12 protein-coding genes, 1 tRNA gene and 1 pseudogene are annotated in these 14,105 nt (G+C 70.4%); 11 read left to right on the top strand and 3 right to left on the bottom strand.

Translation table 11 applies throughout. The features are described 5' to 3' along the window. The first annotated feature begins 35 nt into the window (after positions 1–35). From ACIP6N_RS19900 to glmS, 6 genes and pseudogenes are all read left to right on the top strand, one after another. A pseudogene (locus ACIP6N_RS19900) lies at positions 36–1,056 on the top strand (transcriptional regulator). 14 nt (positions 1,057–1,070) lie between these two features. Next, positions 1,071–1,730: a YdcF family protein gene (locus ACIP6N_RS19905; RefSeq protein WP_401817187.1), complete on the top strand. Its 660-nt coding sequence runs from the start codon at positions 1,071–1,073 to the stop codon at positions 1,728–1,730. After that, complete coding sequence (locus ACIP6N_RS19910) at positions 1,727–1,984, top strand: hypothetical protein (protein ID WP_401817188.1); 258 nt, start codon at positions 1,727–1,729, stop codon at positions 1,982–1,984. Before ACIP6N_RS19905 ends, ACIP6N_RS19910 begins: the two co-directional genes overlap by 4 nt. 96 nt (positions 1,985–2,080) lie before the next feature. After that, the gene (locus ACIP6N_RS19915; RefSeq protein ID WP_401817189.1) at positions 2,081–3,112 is read left to right on the top strand and encodes an ABC transporter substrate-binding protein; all 1,032 of its coding nucleotides are present in this window, start codon (positions 2,081–2,083) and stop codon (positions 3,110–3,112) included. 203 nt (positions 3,113–3,315) lie between these two features. Next, positions 3,316–3,591, top strand: a complete 276-nt coding sequence (locus ACIP6N_RS19920) for a hypothetical protein (protein ID WP_401817190.1) — start codon at positions 3,316–3,318, stop codon at positions 3,589–3,591. Between the two features lie 53 nt (positions 3,592–3,644). Continuing rightward, positions 3,645–5,474 carry a glutamine--fructose-6-phosphate transaminase (isomerizing) gene (glmS, locus tag ACIP6N_RS19925; protein ID WP_401817192.1) on the top strand — a complete coding sequence of 610 codons (1,830 nt, stop codon included), beginning with the start codon at positions 3,645–3,647 and terminating at the stop codon, positions 5,472–5,474. Between the two features lie 229 nt (positions 5,475–5,703). On the opposite strand, the gene ACIP6N_RS19930 is transcribed toward glmS, so the two are convergent. Further along, positions 5,704–6,279, bottom strand: a complete 576-nt coding sequence (locus ACIP6N_RS19930; protein WP_401817193.1) for an acetate uptake transporter — start codon at positions 6,277–6,279, stop codon at positions 5,704–5,706. Between the two features lie 245 nt (positions 6,280–6,524). After that, the gene (locus ACIP6N_RS19935) at positions 6,525–7,046 is read right to left on the bottom strand and encodes a universal stress protein (RefSeq protein ID WP_401817194.1); all 522 of its coding nucleotides are present in this window, start codon (positions 7,044–7,046) and stop codon (positions 6,525–6,527) included. A 303-nt stretch (positions 7,047–7,349) separates the two neighbouring features. On the opposite strand from ACIP6N_RS19935, the gene ACIP6N_RS19940 reads away from it, so the two are divergent. The 5 genes from ACIP6N_RS19940 to ACIP6N_RS19960 all read left to right on the top strand — a co-directional run bounded on the left by ACIP6N_RS19940 (position 7,350) and on the right by ACIP6N_RS19960 (position 12,256). Next, complete coding sequence (locus ACIP6N_RS19940) at positions 7,350–7,949, top strand: hypothetical protein (RefSeq protein ID WP_401817195.1); 600 nt, start codon at positions 7,350–7,352, stop codon at positions 7,947–7,949. Positions 7,950–8,335: 386 nt separating this feature from the next. Further along, positions 8,336–9,547: a GlxA family transcriptional regulator gene (locus tag ACIP6N_RS19945; RefSeq protein ID WP_401817197.1), complete on the top strand. Its 1,212-nt coding sequence runs from the start codon at positions 8,336–8,338 to the stop codon at positions 9,545–9,547. Positions 9,548–9,557: 10 nt separating this feature from the next. Next, positions 9,558–10,160: an oligoribonuclease gene (gene orn / locus ACIP6N_RS19950; RefSeq protein WP_401817199.1), complete on the top strand. Its 603-nt coding sequence runs from the start codon at positions 9,558–9,560 to the stop codon at positions 10,158–10,160. 105 nt (positions 10,161–10,265) lie between these two features. Further along, positions 10,266–10,338, top strand: a tRNA-His gene (locus ACIP6N_RS19955). Between the two features lie 481 nt (positions 10,339–10,819). Next, the gene (locus ACIP6N_RS19960; RefSeq protein ID WP_401817200.1) at positions 10,820–12,256 is read left to right on the top strand and encodes a GH1 family beta-glucosidase; all 1,437 of its coding nucleotides are present in this window, start codon (positions 10,820–10,822) and stop codon (positions 12,254–12,256) included. A gap of 258 nt (positions 12,257–12,514) precedes the next feature. On the opposite strand, the gene ACIP6N_RS19965 is transcribed toward ACIP6N_RS19960, so the two are convergent. After that, positions 12,515–13,984, bottom strand: a complete 1,470-nt coding sequence (locus ACIP6N_RS19965) for a cellulose binding domain-containing protein (protein ID WP_401817202.1) — start codon at positions 13,982–13,984, stop codon at positions 12,515–12,517. Between the last annotated feature and the right edge of the window lie 121 nt (positions 13,985–14,105).

A 14,105-nucleotide genomic window follows, 5' to 3' on the forward strand; every position in this document is an offset into this window, starting at 1 on the left:
GTCACGGGTCAACCCCCCAGCCGAGAAGGAGCGATATGGATCCGTCCCGCCGGGGCGTGCTCGGGGCCGGGCTGTTCTCCGTTGCCTTGACCGTGCCGGGGTGGCCCGATGTGGTCGGACGCATGGATGCCGTACGGAGTCGGCGGGGCGCGCGCACAGGTATGGCCGATGTGCGGGTGTGTCGGCCATGACCGAGCGGATCTCGGAACTGGACGACCAGTTCGGCGGGCGGCACGCGCGTCCCATGGCGGCGGCGTTCATGGTGAATACCGTGGCCGGTTATCTGAGCGCGGACGCCACGGACGAGGTGCGGAAGGCGATGATGGCCGCCGCCTCGGACCTCTGTTACCTGACCGGGTACATGGCTGTGGACGAAGGCCTGCACGGGCTCGCCCAGCGCTACTACGTCAAGGCCCTCGAACTCGCCGGGGCAGCGGAGGACCATCTGACGTACTGCACCACGCTGCGCGGCATGAGCGGGCAGGCCGTCGATCTGGGGCACGGCGCCGCCGCGATGCGGCTCGCCGACGCCGCCGCGGCCGCCTCGCCGCAGGCGGGCCCCGGATGAGGGCGTTCCTTGCGGGACAGCAGGCGCATGCCGCCGCGCTTGTCGGAGACCGCGCGGCGTCACTGCGGTACATCCGCGAAGCCGAAACGGCCATGGAGCGCGCCGAGTCCCGGAGCCGGCCCTTCGGCTCGTACGATCCCTCGTCGCTGAACTACCACGTGAGCCAGGTGCGTTACGAGCTGCGGGACATCGCGGGATCGGTCGAGGCGATGGAGCGCTCCGACCAACTGCGCTCCGGTGTCTACCGTCGCGCACGTGTACGTCACCGAGCCACGCTCGCCGAGAGGCAGTTGGAACTGAGGCGTCTCGAAGCGGCTTGCGCCAGCTGGGGGTTGGCGCTGGACGAATGGCCCATGATCCAGTCGGGGCGCGCGGACGACCGGATGCGCGCCATGGTCCGGCTGATACGCGCGCACCCGAAGAACGCGCACGCTCGCGCGCTCCACGAACGGGCGAGGACGGAACTTCCCGCGACAATGCACGCATGAGGTGAGGAACAACAGTGATCTCGGCGCAATCCTGGTCGGACGCCCGGCAGTTGTGGGAGTACCACCTGATGCACCACGAGCCACGCCCGTGCGACGTCGCGGTCGGGCTCGGGAGTCATGATCTCGGCGTGGCCGATACCGCCGTCGATCTCTACCGGCGCGGCATGATGCCCCTCATCGTCTTCACCGGCGCGACGAGTCCCACGACCCGCGAGCGCATGCCGCGCGGGGAAGCCGTTCACTACCGTGAGCGGGCGCTTGAGCTGGGGGTTCCCGAGGATGCCGTGCTGGTGGAGCCGTGCGCGCGCAACACGGGCGACAACATCCGCCTCTCGCGCGCCCTGCTCGAAGAGGCCGGCGTCGAGGTGTCGTCCGTCCTCCTGATCAGCAAGCCGTACGAGGAACGGCGCGCGTACGCCACCGCGCGCAAGCTGTGGCCCGGTATCGCGTTCGTCAGCGCGTCGACGCCGATGACGTTCGAGGAGTACGTGGCCTCCATCCAGGACGACCGCCTGGTGATCGACATGCTCGTCGGAGCGCTGCAGCGGCTGCTGATCTACCCGGCGCAGGGATTCATGATCCCGCAGACCGTGCCCGACGACGTGACGGCGGCGTACGAGCGGCTGTACGGCGCGGGCTTCACGAGCCGGATCGTCGCACCGAGTGGCCGTTGACCTCGGACCACGCGGAAGACCCGCCGAACCACCTTCACTCGGTCTCCGTCGCCGGCGTCGTCGCCCTGGTGTTCCTGTGCCGACCTACGGGCGGGGAAGAACGGACGTCCGCCGGGTCCACCGACGTCCGGCGGTTCACCCGCGAAGAGGTCCGGTCCCGGATGCCGGAGGCGTACTCGGTGCGCGTGCTCGACGCGCTCGACGGCGACGTCCAGCAGGTACGTACCCATGACGGGCGCCGTCTGACCGGCTGAAGCGAAAGGTAAGGTTAGGCTAACCTGCCTCACCTTGCTTCGCCCTGCCCCGGGCCCCGGCCCTCGGCTCCGGCCCGTACGAAAGCGGATATCGCCATGCCCCACGCCCTCACCTCGCCTCTCACCCGTCGCGGCCTGCTCGCCGCGGGCGGCGCCGTCGGACTCGGGGTCGCGCTCGCCGCCTGCGGTGGCGGTGACACGAAGGACGGCGGGGCGAAGCAGGGCGGCGGCGCGGGCGGGGACTGGTCGTTCAAGGACGACCGCGGCGTGGTCGCCAAGGCCGACCGCGTGCCGCGGAACATCGTCGCCTTCACCGGTACGGCCGCCGCCCTGCATGACTACGGCGTCGAGGTGAAGGGCGTCTTCGGGCCGACGAAGGCCAAGGACGGCAAGCCCGACGTGCAGGCCGGAGATCTCGACATCGACAAGGTAGAGATCCTCGGCAACACCTACGGCGAGTTCAACGTCGAGAAGTACGCGGCGCTCAACCCGGAACTGCTCGTCAGTGCGCAGTGGCTGAAGGGCGAACTCTGGTACGTGCCAGAGCAGTCGAAGGACAAGATCCTGGGGCTCGCGCCCAGCGTGGGCCTGTGGGCGGCGGAGACCACTCTCCCCAAGGCGATCCGGCGCCACGCGGAGCTGGCCGAGTCGCTGGGCGCCGATCTCGGCGCGCCGAAGGTCGCGGACGCCAAGGCCCGGTTCGAGAAGGCCGCCGAACGGCTGCGCCAGGCCGCCAAGTCGAGGCCGGAGATCAAGGTGCTGATCGGCTCGGCGAGCCAGGACCTCTTCTACGTCTCGCTCCCGAAGATGTCCGCGGACACCCGCTACTTCCAGGACCTCGGCGTACGGTTCATCCAGCCGGAGAAGGTGAACGCACAGGGCTTCTTCGAGGAGTTGAGCTGGGAGAACGTCGGCAAGTACGACGCCGACATCATCATGACGGACAACCGTTCGTCGGCCCTCCAGCCCGCGGCGCTCTCCTCGAAGCCGACCTGGCGGAAGCTGCCGGCCGTCGAGGCGGACCAGGTCATTCCGCGCGTCACCGAGCCGGTCTTCTCGTACGCCAAGTGCGCGCCGATCCTGGACGATCTGGCCGCGGCGATCGAGAACGCGAAGAAGGCCGCCTGACCGGGGTGCCCGGATCCCTTCCGCGCGGACAGCGAGCTGGACGGCCGGGGTGAGTCCCGCGCCACCCCACGGGGGCGCCCCGGTCCAGGCACAGACCCATCCACGGAGGCTCCCCGGTCATTTATGTAAGGGTTTCGCGCCAGCCCTGCCCGAATTCGGGCAGAAATCTTGCGAACGCACTCCTCTGGCAGCAGTATCAACGGGTGCTTGAACGTCGCGCGTCGTACGACGACCTCATCGACCACCTGGTCCGCAGCACCGCGCTCCAGCGCGGTGAGGCCGCCCGGGTGGTGCTCGACGTGCTGGCGTACTTCGACGAGACGACGGAGGAGTTCGTACGGCGCCGCCACCGCGAGATGCAGTCGGGCGGCTCCACCAACGCGGACATCTTCGAGCGGATCGCGGCCGAACTGCCGCACCGCGCGGTGGCGCCGCCCGAGCTGTCGCTCCGGCAGCTGCGCCGCATCGTCTACGGCTGAGGACTGCGGCCGAGGACCTGAACCACCCGTAAACCAGGAGGAGCAGAGACTGTATGTGCGGAATCGTCGGTTATATCGGAAAGCGTGACGTCGCCCCCCTCCTGCTCGAAGGGCTCCAGCGGCTGGAGTACCGGGGGTACGACTCCGCCGGCCTCGTCATCACCGGAAAGCCGGCCGCGGGCAAGGCGGCCACGCTGAAGATGGTCAAGGCGAAGGGACGCGTCCGCGAGCTGGAGGCGCGCGTACCGAAGCGTTTCGCCGGTACCACCGGCATCGCCCACACCCGCTGGGCCACGCACGGCACCCCGAGCGACGAGAACGCGCATCCGCACATGGACGCCGAGGGCAAGGTCGCCCTCGTCCACAACGGCATCATCGACAACGCCTCGGAGTTGCGCGCGAAGCTGGAGGCCGACGGTGTCGTCTTCGCCTCCGAGACCGACACCGAGGTACTGACGCACCTCATCGGCCGCTCGGCTGCGCCGACCCTGGAGGAGAAGGTCCGCCAGGCGCTCCAGCTGATCGAGGGGACGTACGGCATCGCCGTACTGCACGCCGACTTCGCGGACCGCATCGTCGTCGCCCGCAACGGCTCGCCCGTCGTCCTCGGCATCGGCGAGAAGGAGATGTTCGTCGCCTCCGACGTCGCCGCGCTCGTCTCCCACACCCGTCAGGTCGTCACCCTCGACGACGGCGAGATGGCCACCATCAAGGCCGACGACTTCCGTACGTACACGACCGAGGGTTCCCGTACCTCCGCGACGCCGACCACCGTGGAGTGGGAGGCCGAGTCGTACGACATGGGCGGCCACGACACGTACATGCACAAGGAGATCTCCGAGCAGCCCGAGGCGGTGGACCGGGTGCTGCGCGGCCGGATCGACGACCGTTTCTCGACCGTGCACCTCGGCGGCCTCAACCTCGACGCCCGCGAGGCGCGCGGGGTGCGCCGGATCAAGATCCTCGGCTGTGGCACCTCGTACCACGCGGGTCTGATCGGCGCGCAGTTGATCGAGGAGCTGGCGCGGATCCCGGCGGACGCGGAGCCCGCGTCCGAGTTCCGCTACCGCAACCCGGTCGTGGACCCCGACACGCTGTACGTCGCGGTGTCCCAGTCCGGTGAGACGTATGACGTGCTGGCCGCCGTGCAGGAGCTGAAGCGCAAGGGCGCGCGCGTGCTCGGCATCGTCAACGTCGTGGGCTCGGCCATCGCCCGGGAGACGGACGGCGGGGTGTACGTGCACGCGGGCCCCGAGGTCTGCGTCGTCTCCACCAAGTGCTTCACCAACACGGTGGTCTCCTTCGCGCTGCTCGCGCTGCACCTGGGCCGGATCCGCGACCTCTCGGTGGCCGACGGCAAGCGGATCATCGCGGGGCTGCGCAGGCTGCCCGCCCAGATCGCCGAGATCCTGGAGACCGAGGGCGACATCCAGAAGCTGGCCGGTGACTACGCGCAGGCCAAGTCGATGATGTTCATCGGGCGGGTACGGGGGTACCCCGTGGCCCGCGAGGCGTCGCTGAAGCTCAAGGAGGTCTCGTACATCCACGCGGAGGCGTATCCGGCGTCCGAGCTGAAGCACGGGCCGCTGGCACTGATCGAGCCGGCGCTGCCGACGGTCGCGATCGTCCCCGACGACGATCTGCTGGAGAAGAACCGCGCCGCCCTGGAGGAGATCAAGGCCCGCAGCGGGCCGATCCTCGCAGTGGCGCACCAGCCGCAGGAGAAGGCCGACCACACGATCGTCGTACCGAAGAACGAGACGGAGCTCGACCCGATCCTGCTCGGCATCCCACTCCAACTACTGGCGTACCACACGGCGCTGGCGCTGGGCCGGGACATCGACAAGCCCAGGAACCTGGCGAAGTCGGTCACCGTCGAGTAGGACGGGCGGTCACCCTCGCGCCCCGGGCAGCCACAGTCGAGCAGGATGAGCGGTCACCCTCGCGCCGGCCGAGCGGCCACCGTCGAGCAGGACGGGCGGATCCGCCCGCACGGGCGGAAACCCGGAACGCGGCCACGTGGCGAGGGCGCCTCCGGTACGGGCCACCCGGCCGTACTGGAGACGCCCTCCGGAAGGGCCGGCACTGCCCAAGTGCCGGCCCGCGGCTGACTCAGCCGGCGGCCGTCACCCGCCGGTCGGCAGCGCGGCGCGGCACCGCCGTCGGCCAGTTGGCCAGCGCGGCCGTCGCTCCGTACCAGGCGGCGAGGCCCGCCACGGCCGCGACCCAGCCGCCGACCTTGGTGAGCCCGTCGGAACCGGCGAACTGTGCGATGCCGAGCAGGACCAGGGCCAGGCAGAACAGGCCGTACGTGCCCTGAACGATGGGGCCCGAGCCCGCCGCGCCTATCGCCAGACTCAGCGTGAGCAGCGCCCACAGGATCAGGAAGAATCCCGCCGCGTCCGCCGAGACCTGATTGCCGACGCCGGTGCCCCAGGTGAACCAGAAGGCGCCGAGGCCCGCGAAGGCCGTACCGGTGAAGGTGCTGCCCGCCCGGAACGCGAGCAGGCCGGCGACGAAGAGCCCGATACCGCCCACGTACAGCGCGAGCGAGACGGCGCCGGCCGCCGTCACCCCGTCGATGACCCGGGTGGTACCGATGCCGAACGCGAGCAGGGTGAGTCCGAGAGCGAGATGACCGAGAACCGAAGTTGAGCTTGCGCTTCCCGCAGAGACGTCGTTGTCCACGGCGGGGCTCCCTTCATGATGTGCGCGTGTGCTGGGTCCCAGCGACCGTTATGTACCCTTCGCAGGCACGTAATTCACCTCTGGGGGTGACCAAATTCACTCCGCAGTGGAGGTAGTTGGCGCTGCCTCAGGGAAGCCCGCCCACGGGAGGCCGACGCACGGGAACGGGCAGGAGGCGGGCTCGCGGGAAGCCGGCCCGTGCGAACGGACGGGCCGGCCGAGGAACGACACCTACGGAACGCCGGCTACGGAATGACGACGACGGGCCGCTGCGCGCGCCGCGCGAGCCGCCCCGCCACCGAGCCGAAGATCCGCCCGACGACGCCGTGGGTGGAACCGACGACGATCGCGTCGGCGGAGTACTCCTCGCCGACCTCTTCGAGTTCGTGGCAGATGTCGCCGCCGCGCTCGACGAGGATCCACGGCACCTCTGCGAGGTAGTCGGCACAGGCCAGTTCGAGGCCGAGCACTTCGGTGCGGTGGTCCGGGACGTCCACGAAGACAGGGGGCTCGCAGCCCGCCCAGACCGTGGTCGGGAGCCTGTTGGCGACATGGACGATGATCAGGCCGGAACCGAGCCGTCTCGCCATGCCGATGGCGTAGGCGAGGGCCCTCTCGCTGGAGGTCGAGCCGTCGAAGCCGACGACCACTCCGTGCCGGAAGGCCGGATCGCAGGATGCGCGCGTCTGTTCCGCCGCTTGCAGGTCCGACACGGGGTCGGCCACCTGCTTGCGGTCGGCGGGTTCAGGGATTTCGTGAGCGGCCATTGGTGTCTCGGCGAAGAACGTCCTCTTGAGAAGGAACGGCAATGGGTGTGACGAGCATGGCTGCGTCCGGGTATCCAGGCGGTCGGGTGTCCGGGAAAGGTCTTCCCAACCCGAGCCCCGAAGGGTACGGCGACACTCCTCCTATGCCCAGAGTCCGCCGCTCCAACCGCAGCGTTGCAGGGAGCATGCACGAGCAGGCCCAGGATCGCAATGCCGGTGACAGCGCCCGTCGACCGGCCGAGTGACCGGACGGCGCCGCTTCTCGTTGGCCATCGGTCACGCCGCCGCCTCCAGGGAGCTCTCGTGCCCGCATCACCGAACGGCCAGGCCGCCCCCGGCAATCGGCGCCACGGACGCCGGCGCAGCCCGGACGGGCGTGGCCCCGACCGGCGCGCTCCGGACAGGCGTCTACCGGACAGGCGTCCGGCGGGCAGGCGCCTCTCCGAGCGGCGCGTCCCGGACAGAAGCACGGAACCCGGTGGTGTTCCCGGTGGGGATCCCGCGGGCGATGTGGTCCGCTGGGCGGCGTTCAGCTGCCTGCTGGTGCCGGTGGTCCTGACGGTCTACGGCACGTCACTCGGCGGGGCGATGGCGGCGGCGGCCGGTCTCGCCGCCGTGACGGCCGTCTGCCGGCTGCTGCTGCGCCAGTCCGAACGCTCCGCCGCCCGGCAGCGGGCGGCGGAGGCGAAGCCGTACGGCCGTCACCGGGAGAGTCCGGCCGGAGCGCCGGACGGCCCGTCAGACGGCCCGTCGAGCGATAACCCCTCCGGGCCTTCGGGCGTCCCCTCCGGGAGGCTTCCCGGTTTCCCCGGCGGGCCCTCGGGACGGCGTCGCGCCCGGAGCGGCGGCCAGGGGGCGCACAGGGGCTCACGCGCGCGAGGCGAAAGTGCGCCGGAGGACTGAGCGCGTCACACCAGCCTGCCCATCGGTTTTCGGCCAACTTCACCCCGGTGACCAATCCTTGGCGAAATGGCCAGTCAACCCCCTTGCCACCAGGCAAGAAAGGACCGCATCGGTCGTCTGCACCCTACGGGGACGGGCCATGCGCGTGACGCCCACTTCCCTGTACGGCTTTGGAGTGGAACGCTTCGTGATCGAATGCTTCGCGCCAAAGCGCCTTGTCGACATAGCGCCGGTTGCAGAACATGTCACGCCGGCACCACGGAACACAGTAGATTCGATCATGAGTATCGAAGGCTGGGGACCCGTGCAAAACCGAGGGGAATCGTGCAGGAGCGAGAGGCCCGACAAGAACGGGGAGACGCGAACACCGAGGGGGGCTTAGCGCCATGAGCCAGGACTCCACTGCCGCACCGGAGTCAGTACGGAAGCTTGCCGGGCGTCGCCGCCGGGAGGTTGTCGCCGTGCTGCTCTTCAGCGGTGGCCCCATCTTCGAGAGCTCCATCCCGCTCTCCGTGTTCGGAATCGACCGCCAGGACGCCGGCGTTCCCCGCTACCGACTGCTCGTCTGCGGCGGCGAGGCGGGACCGCTGCGTACCACCGGCGGGCTCGAACTCACCACGCCGTACGGCCTGGAGGCGATCAGCAGGGCCGGCACCGTGGTCGTGCCCGCCTGGCGGTCGATCACCGCGCCGCCGCCGCCCGAAGCGCTCGACGCCCTGCGCCGGGCGCACGAAGAGGGCGCGCGGATCGTCGGTCTGTGCACCGGCGCGTTCGTGCTGGCCGCCGCAGGTCTGCTGGACGGCCGCCCGGCCACCACACACTGGATGTACGCGCCGACGCTCGCCAAGCGTTACCCGTCCGTCCATGTGGATCCGCGCGAGCTGTTCGTCGACGACGGCGACGTACTGACGTCCGCCGGCACGGCGGCCGGAATCGACTTGTGCCTCCACATAGTCCGTACGGACCACGGCACGGAAGCCGCCGGAGCGCTCGCCAGGCGCCTGGTCGTGGCGCCCCGGCGCAGCGGCGGTCAGGAGCGCTATCTCGACAGGTCTTTACCCGAGGAGATCGGGTCCGACCCGCTCGCCGAGGTCGTCTCCTGGGCGCTGGAGCATCTGCACGAGCAGTTCGACGTGGAGACGCTCGCGGCGCGCGCGTACATGAGCCGCCGTACCTTCGACCGGCGGTTCCGTTCGCTGACCGGCAGCGCCCCGCTCCAGTGGCTGATCACGCAGCGGGTGCTCCAGGCGCAGCGGCTGCTGGAGACCTCCGACTACTCGGTGGACGAGGTCGCGGGCCGCTGCGGCTTCCGCTCCCCGGTGGCGCTGCGCGGTCACTTCCGGCGGCAGCTGGGCTCCTCCCCTGCGGCGTACAGGTCCGCCTACCGGGCCCGCCGCCCGCAGGGTGAGCCCGTGCCGTCGGGGGCCATGGAGCCGATCGTGCCCGCACAGGCCTCCGCGCAGTCCAGGCGGACGGCCGCGGCGAGCACGGCGGGGTCCGCCGCGTCGTCGTCCGTGTCCGACCCGAAGCCCGGGTCGGATGTGTACGCGACAGGTCCGGGACGGCCGACTCTCCCGGGCCAGCGGAGCGCCCCGTAGGCTAAGACGCATGAATGATCGAATGGTGTGGATCGACTGCGAGATGACCGGGCTCTCGCTGAAGGAAGACGCACTCATCGAGGTGGCGGCGCTGGTCACCGACTCCGAGCTGAACGTGCTCGGCGAAGGGGTGGACATCGTCGTGCGCCCGCCGGACGCGGCGCTGGAGACCATGCCCGAGGTGGTGCGGCAGATGCACACCTCCTCGGGCCTCCTGGACGAGCTGGCGGGCGGTACGACACTGGCCGACGCCGAGGAGCAGGTCCTGACGTACGTCCGTGAACACGTCAAGGACCCCGGCAAGGCGCCGCTCTGCGGCAACACGGTCGGCACCGACCGCGGCTTCCTGCTGCGGGACATGCCGACGCTGGAGAGCTACCTCCACTACCGGATCGTGGATGTCTCCTCGGTGAAGGAGCTGGCGCGCCGCTGGTACCCCCGGGCGTACTTCAACAGTCCGGAGAAGAACGGCAACCACCGGGCGCTTGCCGACATCCGCGAGTCCATCGCCGAGCTGCGCTACTACCGCGAGGCGGTCTTCGTACCCCAGCCTGGACCGGACTCGGACACGGCGAAGACGATCGCGGCGAAGCACGTACTGCACGCGAAGTGAGGCCTCCGCGGGGCCGGGGTCGGCGCCCGCATCAATGCGGGCGCGAGCACCCTCCTGGACCCTGTACACTTTTTCTCGGCCGGTAGGGAGAAAAACCCGGTCATGGTGGGTATAGCTCAGCTGGTAGAGCACCTGGTTGTGGTCCAGGATGTCGCGGGTTCAAGTCCCGTTACTCACCCTAGAACGATGAAGGGCCGATCTGTTCCGACAGGTCGGCCCTTCATCGTGTCCGGGCTCGGTCGCGTCCGGGATCACGTGTCGGGGCTCACGTGTCCGGGCGCGGTCTCGGGGCCTCCCGCGACCCGGCCGGGTCCCCTCGCATCCGGCTCCCCGCGTCGGCCGGCCTCCTCGTATCTGAGCGCCTCGTATCTGAGCGCCTCGTATCTGAGCGCCTCGTATCTGAGCGCCTCGTATCTGAGCGCCTCGTATCTGAGCGCCTCGTATCCGGCTCCCGCGACCCGCCGGCCTCCTGCGGCTCGCCTCCGGCCGTGTCCCGTCCCCCGGTCTCCTGGTATCCGGAATCACCCGGTCACCGCCCCCGCCGTGCGGGTACTCTTCCGAAAAAGCGCCTGGGAGCGCTCCCAGACCGCTTCCCGACCGTCTCTGCCCGACCCGCCCCTCTGCCCGGCCCGCCTCTCTCCACCCCCGGGAGCAGCACCGTGTCCGTCAGTTTTCCGCCCGGCTTCCTGTGGGGCACCGCCACGGCCGCGTACCAGATCGAGGGCGCGGCGCGGGAGCACGGCCGTACGCCGTCCATGTGGGACACCTTCAGTCATACGCCCGGGAAGATCGAGCACGGCCATACCGGTGACATCGCGACCGATCACGTGAACCGCAGATCCGAGGACGTGCGGCTGATGGCGTACCTCGGGATCGGCGCGTACCGCTTCTCGGTGTCCTGGTCGCGGGTCCAGCCCACCGGCCGGGGGCCCGCCGTCCAGCGCGGTCTCGACTTCTACCGCGGGCTCGTCGACGATCTGCTCGACCGCGGCATCACGCCCGTCCTCACGCTCTACCACTGGGACCTCCCGCAGGACCTGGAGTCCGCGGGCGGCTGGCCCCGGCGTGAGACCGCGTACCGCTTCGCGGAGTACGCGCGGATCGTCGCCGAGGCGCTCGGGGACCGTGTGAAGCACTGGATCACGCTGAACGAGCCCTGGTGCAGCGCCTTCCTCGGATACGGCTCCGGCGTGCACGCCCCCGGGCAGACGAACCCCGTGTCGGCCCTGCGCGCGGCCCACCACCTCAACCTCGGCCACGGACTGGCGGTCGACGCGCTGCGCGGCGCGCTGCCGCCCCGCGCCCAGATATCCGTGAGCCTCAACCTGGCGGCCGTCAGGGCCCGTACGCACGCGCCCGCGGACCTCGACGCGCGGCGCAGGATCGACGCCCTGGCCAACCGGATCTTCACCGGGCCGATGCTGTCCGGCGCGTATCCGGAGGACCTCTTCAAGGACACCGCGCGGCTGACCGACTGGTCCTTCGTCCACGACGGCGACCCGGCCGCGATCCGCCGCCCGCTGGACTGGCTGGGCGTCAACTACTACACGCCGACGCTGGTTTCGGCGCCCAAGGACCCCGAGGCCGACCGGCGCGACGGTCATCCCGACAGCGGGCACTCCCCCTGGCCCTGCGCCGATTCCGTCGCCTTCCACCAACCGCCGGGCGAGCAGACGGAGATGGGCTGGTCGGTCGATCCGAGCGGACTGTACGACGTGCTGATGCGCTACAGCCGCGAGGCGCCCCGGCTGCCGCTGGTGGTCACCGAGAACGGCGCCGCGTACGCCGACAAGATGGCCGCGGACGGCACGGTCGACGATCCCGACCGCATCAGCTATCTGCACGGCCACCTGGCGGCGGTACACCGCGCGCTCGCCGAGGGCGCGGATGTCCGCGGCTACTTCCTCTGGTCGCTGCTGGACAACTTCGAGTGGGCGCACGGCTATACGAAGCGGTTCGGCGCGGTGCACGTGGACTACGAGACGCAGCTGCGCACGCCGAAGGCCAGTGCGCGGTGGTACGCGCGGCTGGCGAGCACCGGCGTGCTGCCGGACGTGCGGGACGTTCCGGCCCTGTCGGACCTCCCGCTCGCCTGACCCTCCCCGCCTCTCCTCCGGCTCTCCTCCGGCTCTTCCGGGCCCGTGTGCGGGCGCGAAGGCGCGCCCCGGCCGGGTGGGGGGTGGGGGGAAGGTCCGGCCGGGACGCGTCTGGGGTGGCGGCCGGTGGGGGACGGCCGCCCGGGGGGTGGTGGTCAGGGGTGGTTCTCAGCGGTGCTCAGGAGGGGGGGCGGGGCTCCTCGTACGGGCTCGCACGGGTTCCTCGTGCGGGCTGCTCGTACGGCCTCCTCGTCCGCGCTACTGGTTGGCGCCGAACGCCTTCGTGAAGGCCAGCGGGTCCTGGTCGATCGAGCTGCACGACGCGTCGGCGGTGTCCTTCGGTCCGCCCGGGCAGGCCTTGTCCCGGGTCGCCGACCACATCGACAGCCGGCCCAGTCCCTTGGACTTCGCGAAGTCCGCCAGCCGGTTCGCGTTGTCGACCGTGAAGATCTCGGTGTTGACGTCGTTGACGCCGATCATCGGTGTGACGGCGACGGCCTGCCAGGCGGCCGCGTCCGAGAGCCCGAGCACCTCCTTGATCTGCGCCTGGGTCGCGGTCGCGGCCTGGGTGGCGTACTCGCCCATGTCGCCGCGGTACGAGGCTCCGTAGTCCATCGCCATGATGTTGACCGCGCCGATCTTCACGCCGTTCTCCCTGGCGTCCGCGAGCAGACCGATGCCCGGCTGGGTCAGGCCTTCCGGCATCACCGGCAGGGTGAACGAGACGTCCAGGTCCGGGTGGGACTTCTGGAGCTGCGCGACGGCTTGCGCGCGGCGGGTGTTGACCGCCGCGTCGGGCAGCGCGGCGCCCTCGATGTCGAAGTCCGCCTTGGTCAGCCCGTACCCGTCGATGACCTTGCCGTAGGCCTCCGCGAGCGCGGACGCCGATGTGCAACCGGCCGCCAGTTCCGTACCGGACGCGCCGCCGAAGGAGACCCGTACGTCACCGCCCTCGGCGCGCAGGTCACCGATCTGGGCGGCCACCGCGTCGCTCCCGACGGCGGTCACCCCGCCCCAGAGCGGTTCGCAGCTGCCGCCCGAGGTGATGAAGGCGAGGGTGAACTCCTTGACGCCGGTCTTGGTGGCGGTGTCCAGCAGGTCGTAGGCCGGGTAGAGCGAGGTGTCGACGTACGGTGCGAACCCGGCGCTCGCCTTGGTGCCGTTGCCGGTGTCCGGCGGTGTGGTGGGGACATAGGTCGGGCCACCGGTCGGCTCGGACGTCGGCTCCGATGCCGGCTCCTCGGTGGGGCGGCCGGTGGGCTCCGGCGTCGCGCCCTCGTCCACCGAGCAGGTGGCCCCGTCGATGACACAGCCGGTCGGCGCGGCGGCCATCTCGTCGTCCCCCGAGGCGGCGGTCACGAAGCCGATGGTGACCGACTGGCCGGGCGCCAGCTCCTTGTTCCAGCTCTGCGGCGTCACCGTGACGTGCTGCCCGTCGACGGTGTGTTCGCCGTTCCAGAGGGAGCTGATCTCCGTGCCGGCGGGCAGATCGAAGGTGAGCGTCCAGTCCGAGCGGGCCTTGTCGGTGTCGTTGGTGACGACGTACTGGCCGGTGTACCCGCCCTGCCAGGAGCTGGTCTCGGTGTACGCGGCGCCGACCGAGGCCGCCTGTGCCGTACCCGTGAGCGCGAACGCCGCGCCGCCGATCACCGCGGCGGCGACGACCGCCCCGATGGCCTTGGTCCTGCCGTTCGCCCTGCGCCGGTGCTGGGTACCACTGCTGCCCATCGCGTGCCTGCCTCTGGTTTGCCCGGGACCACTGATGTGGGGTCAGAGCAGCACGCTAGCGGCCCTGATTCCGACAAACGGCCTGTACAGGACGGCTGTTGACGTTCTTAGGGTCCGCTTA

The organism is Streptomyces sp. NPDC088725 (assembly GCF_044751305.1).
Taxonomy (GTDB): Bacteria; Actinomycetota; Actinomycetes; order Streptomycetales; family Streptomycetaceae; genus Streptomyces.

Excerpts from the sequence above, each read along its gene's own strand:
- ACIP6N_RS19965 (WP_401817202.1), bottom strand. The coding sequence starts at position 13,984 with ATGGGCAGCAGTGGTACCCAGCACCGGCGCAGGGCGAACGGCAGGACC.
- ACIP6N_RS19915 (WP_401817189.1), top strand. The coding sequence starts at position 2,081 with ATGCCCCACGCCCTCACCTCGCCTCTCACCCGTCGCGGCCTGCTCGCC.
- orn (WP_401817199.1), top strand. The coding sequence starts at position 9,558 with ATGAATGATCGAATGGTGTGGATCGACTGCGAGATGACCGGGCTCTCG.
- ACIP6N_RS19935 (WP_401817194.1), bottom strand. The coding sequence starts at position 7,046 with ATGGCCGCTCACGAAATCCCTGAACCCGCCGACCGCAAGCAGGTGGCC.
- glmS (WP_401817192.1), top strand. The coding sequence starts at position 3,645 with ATGTGCGGAATCGTCGGTTATATCGGAAAGCGTGACGTCGCCCCCCTC.
- ACIP6N_RS19945 (WP_401817197.1), top strand. The coding sequence starts at position 8,336 with ATGAGCCAGGACTCCACTGCCGCACCGGAGTCAGTACGGAAGCTTGCC.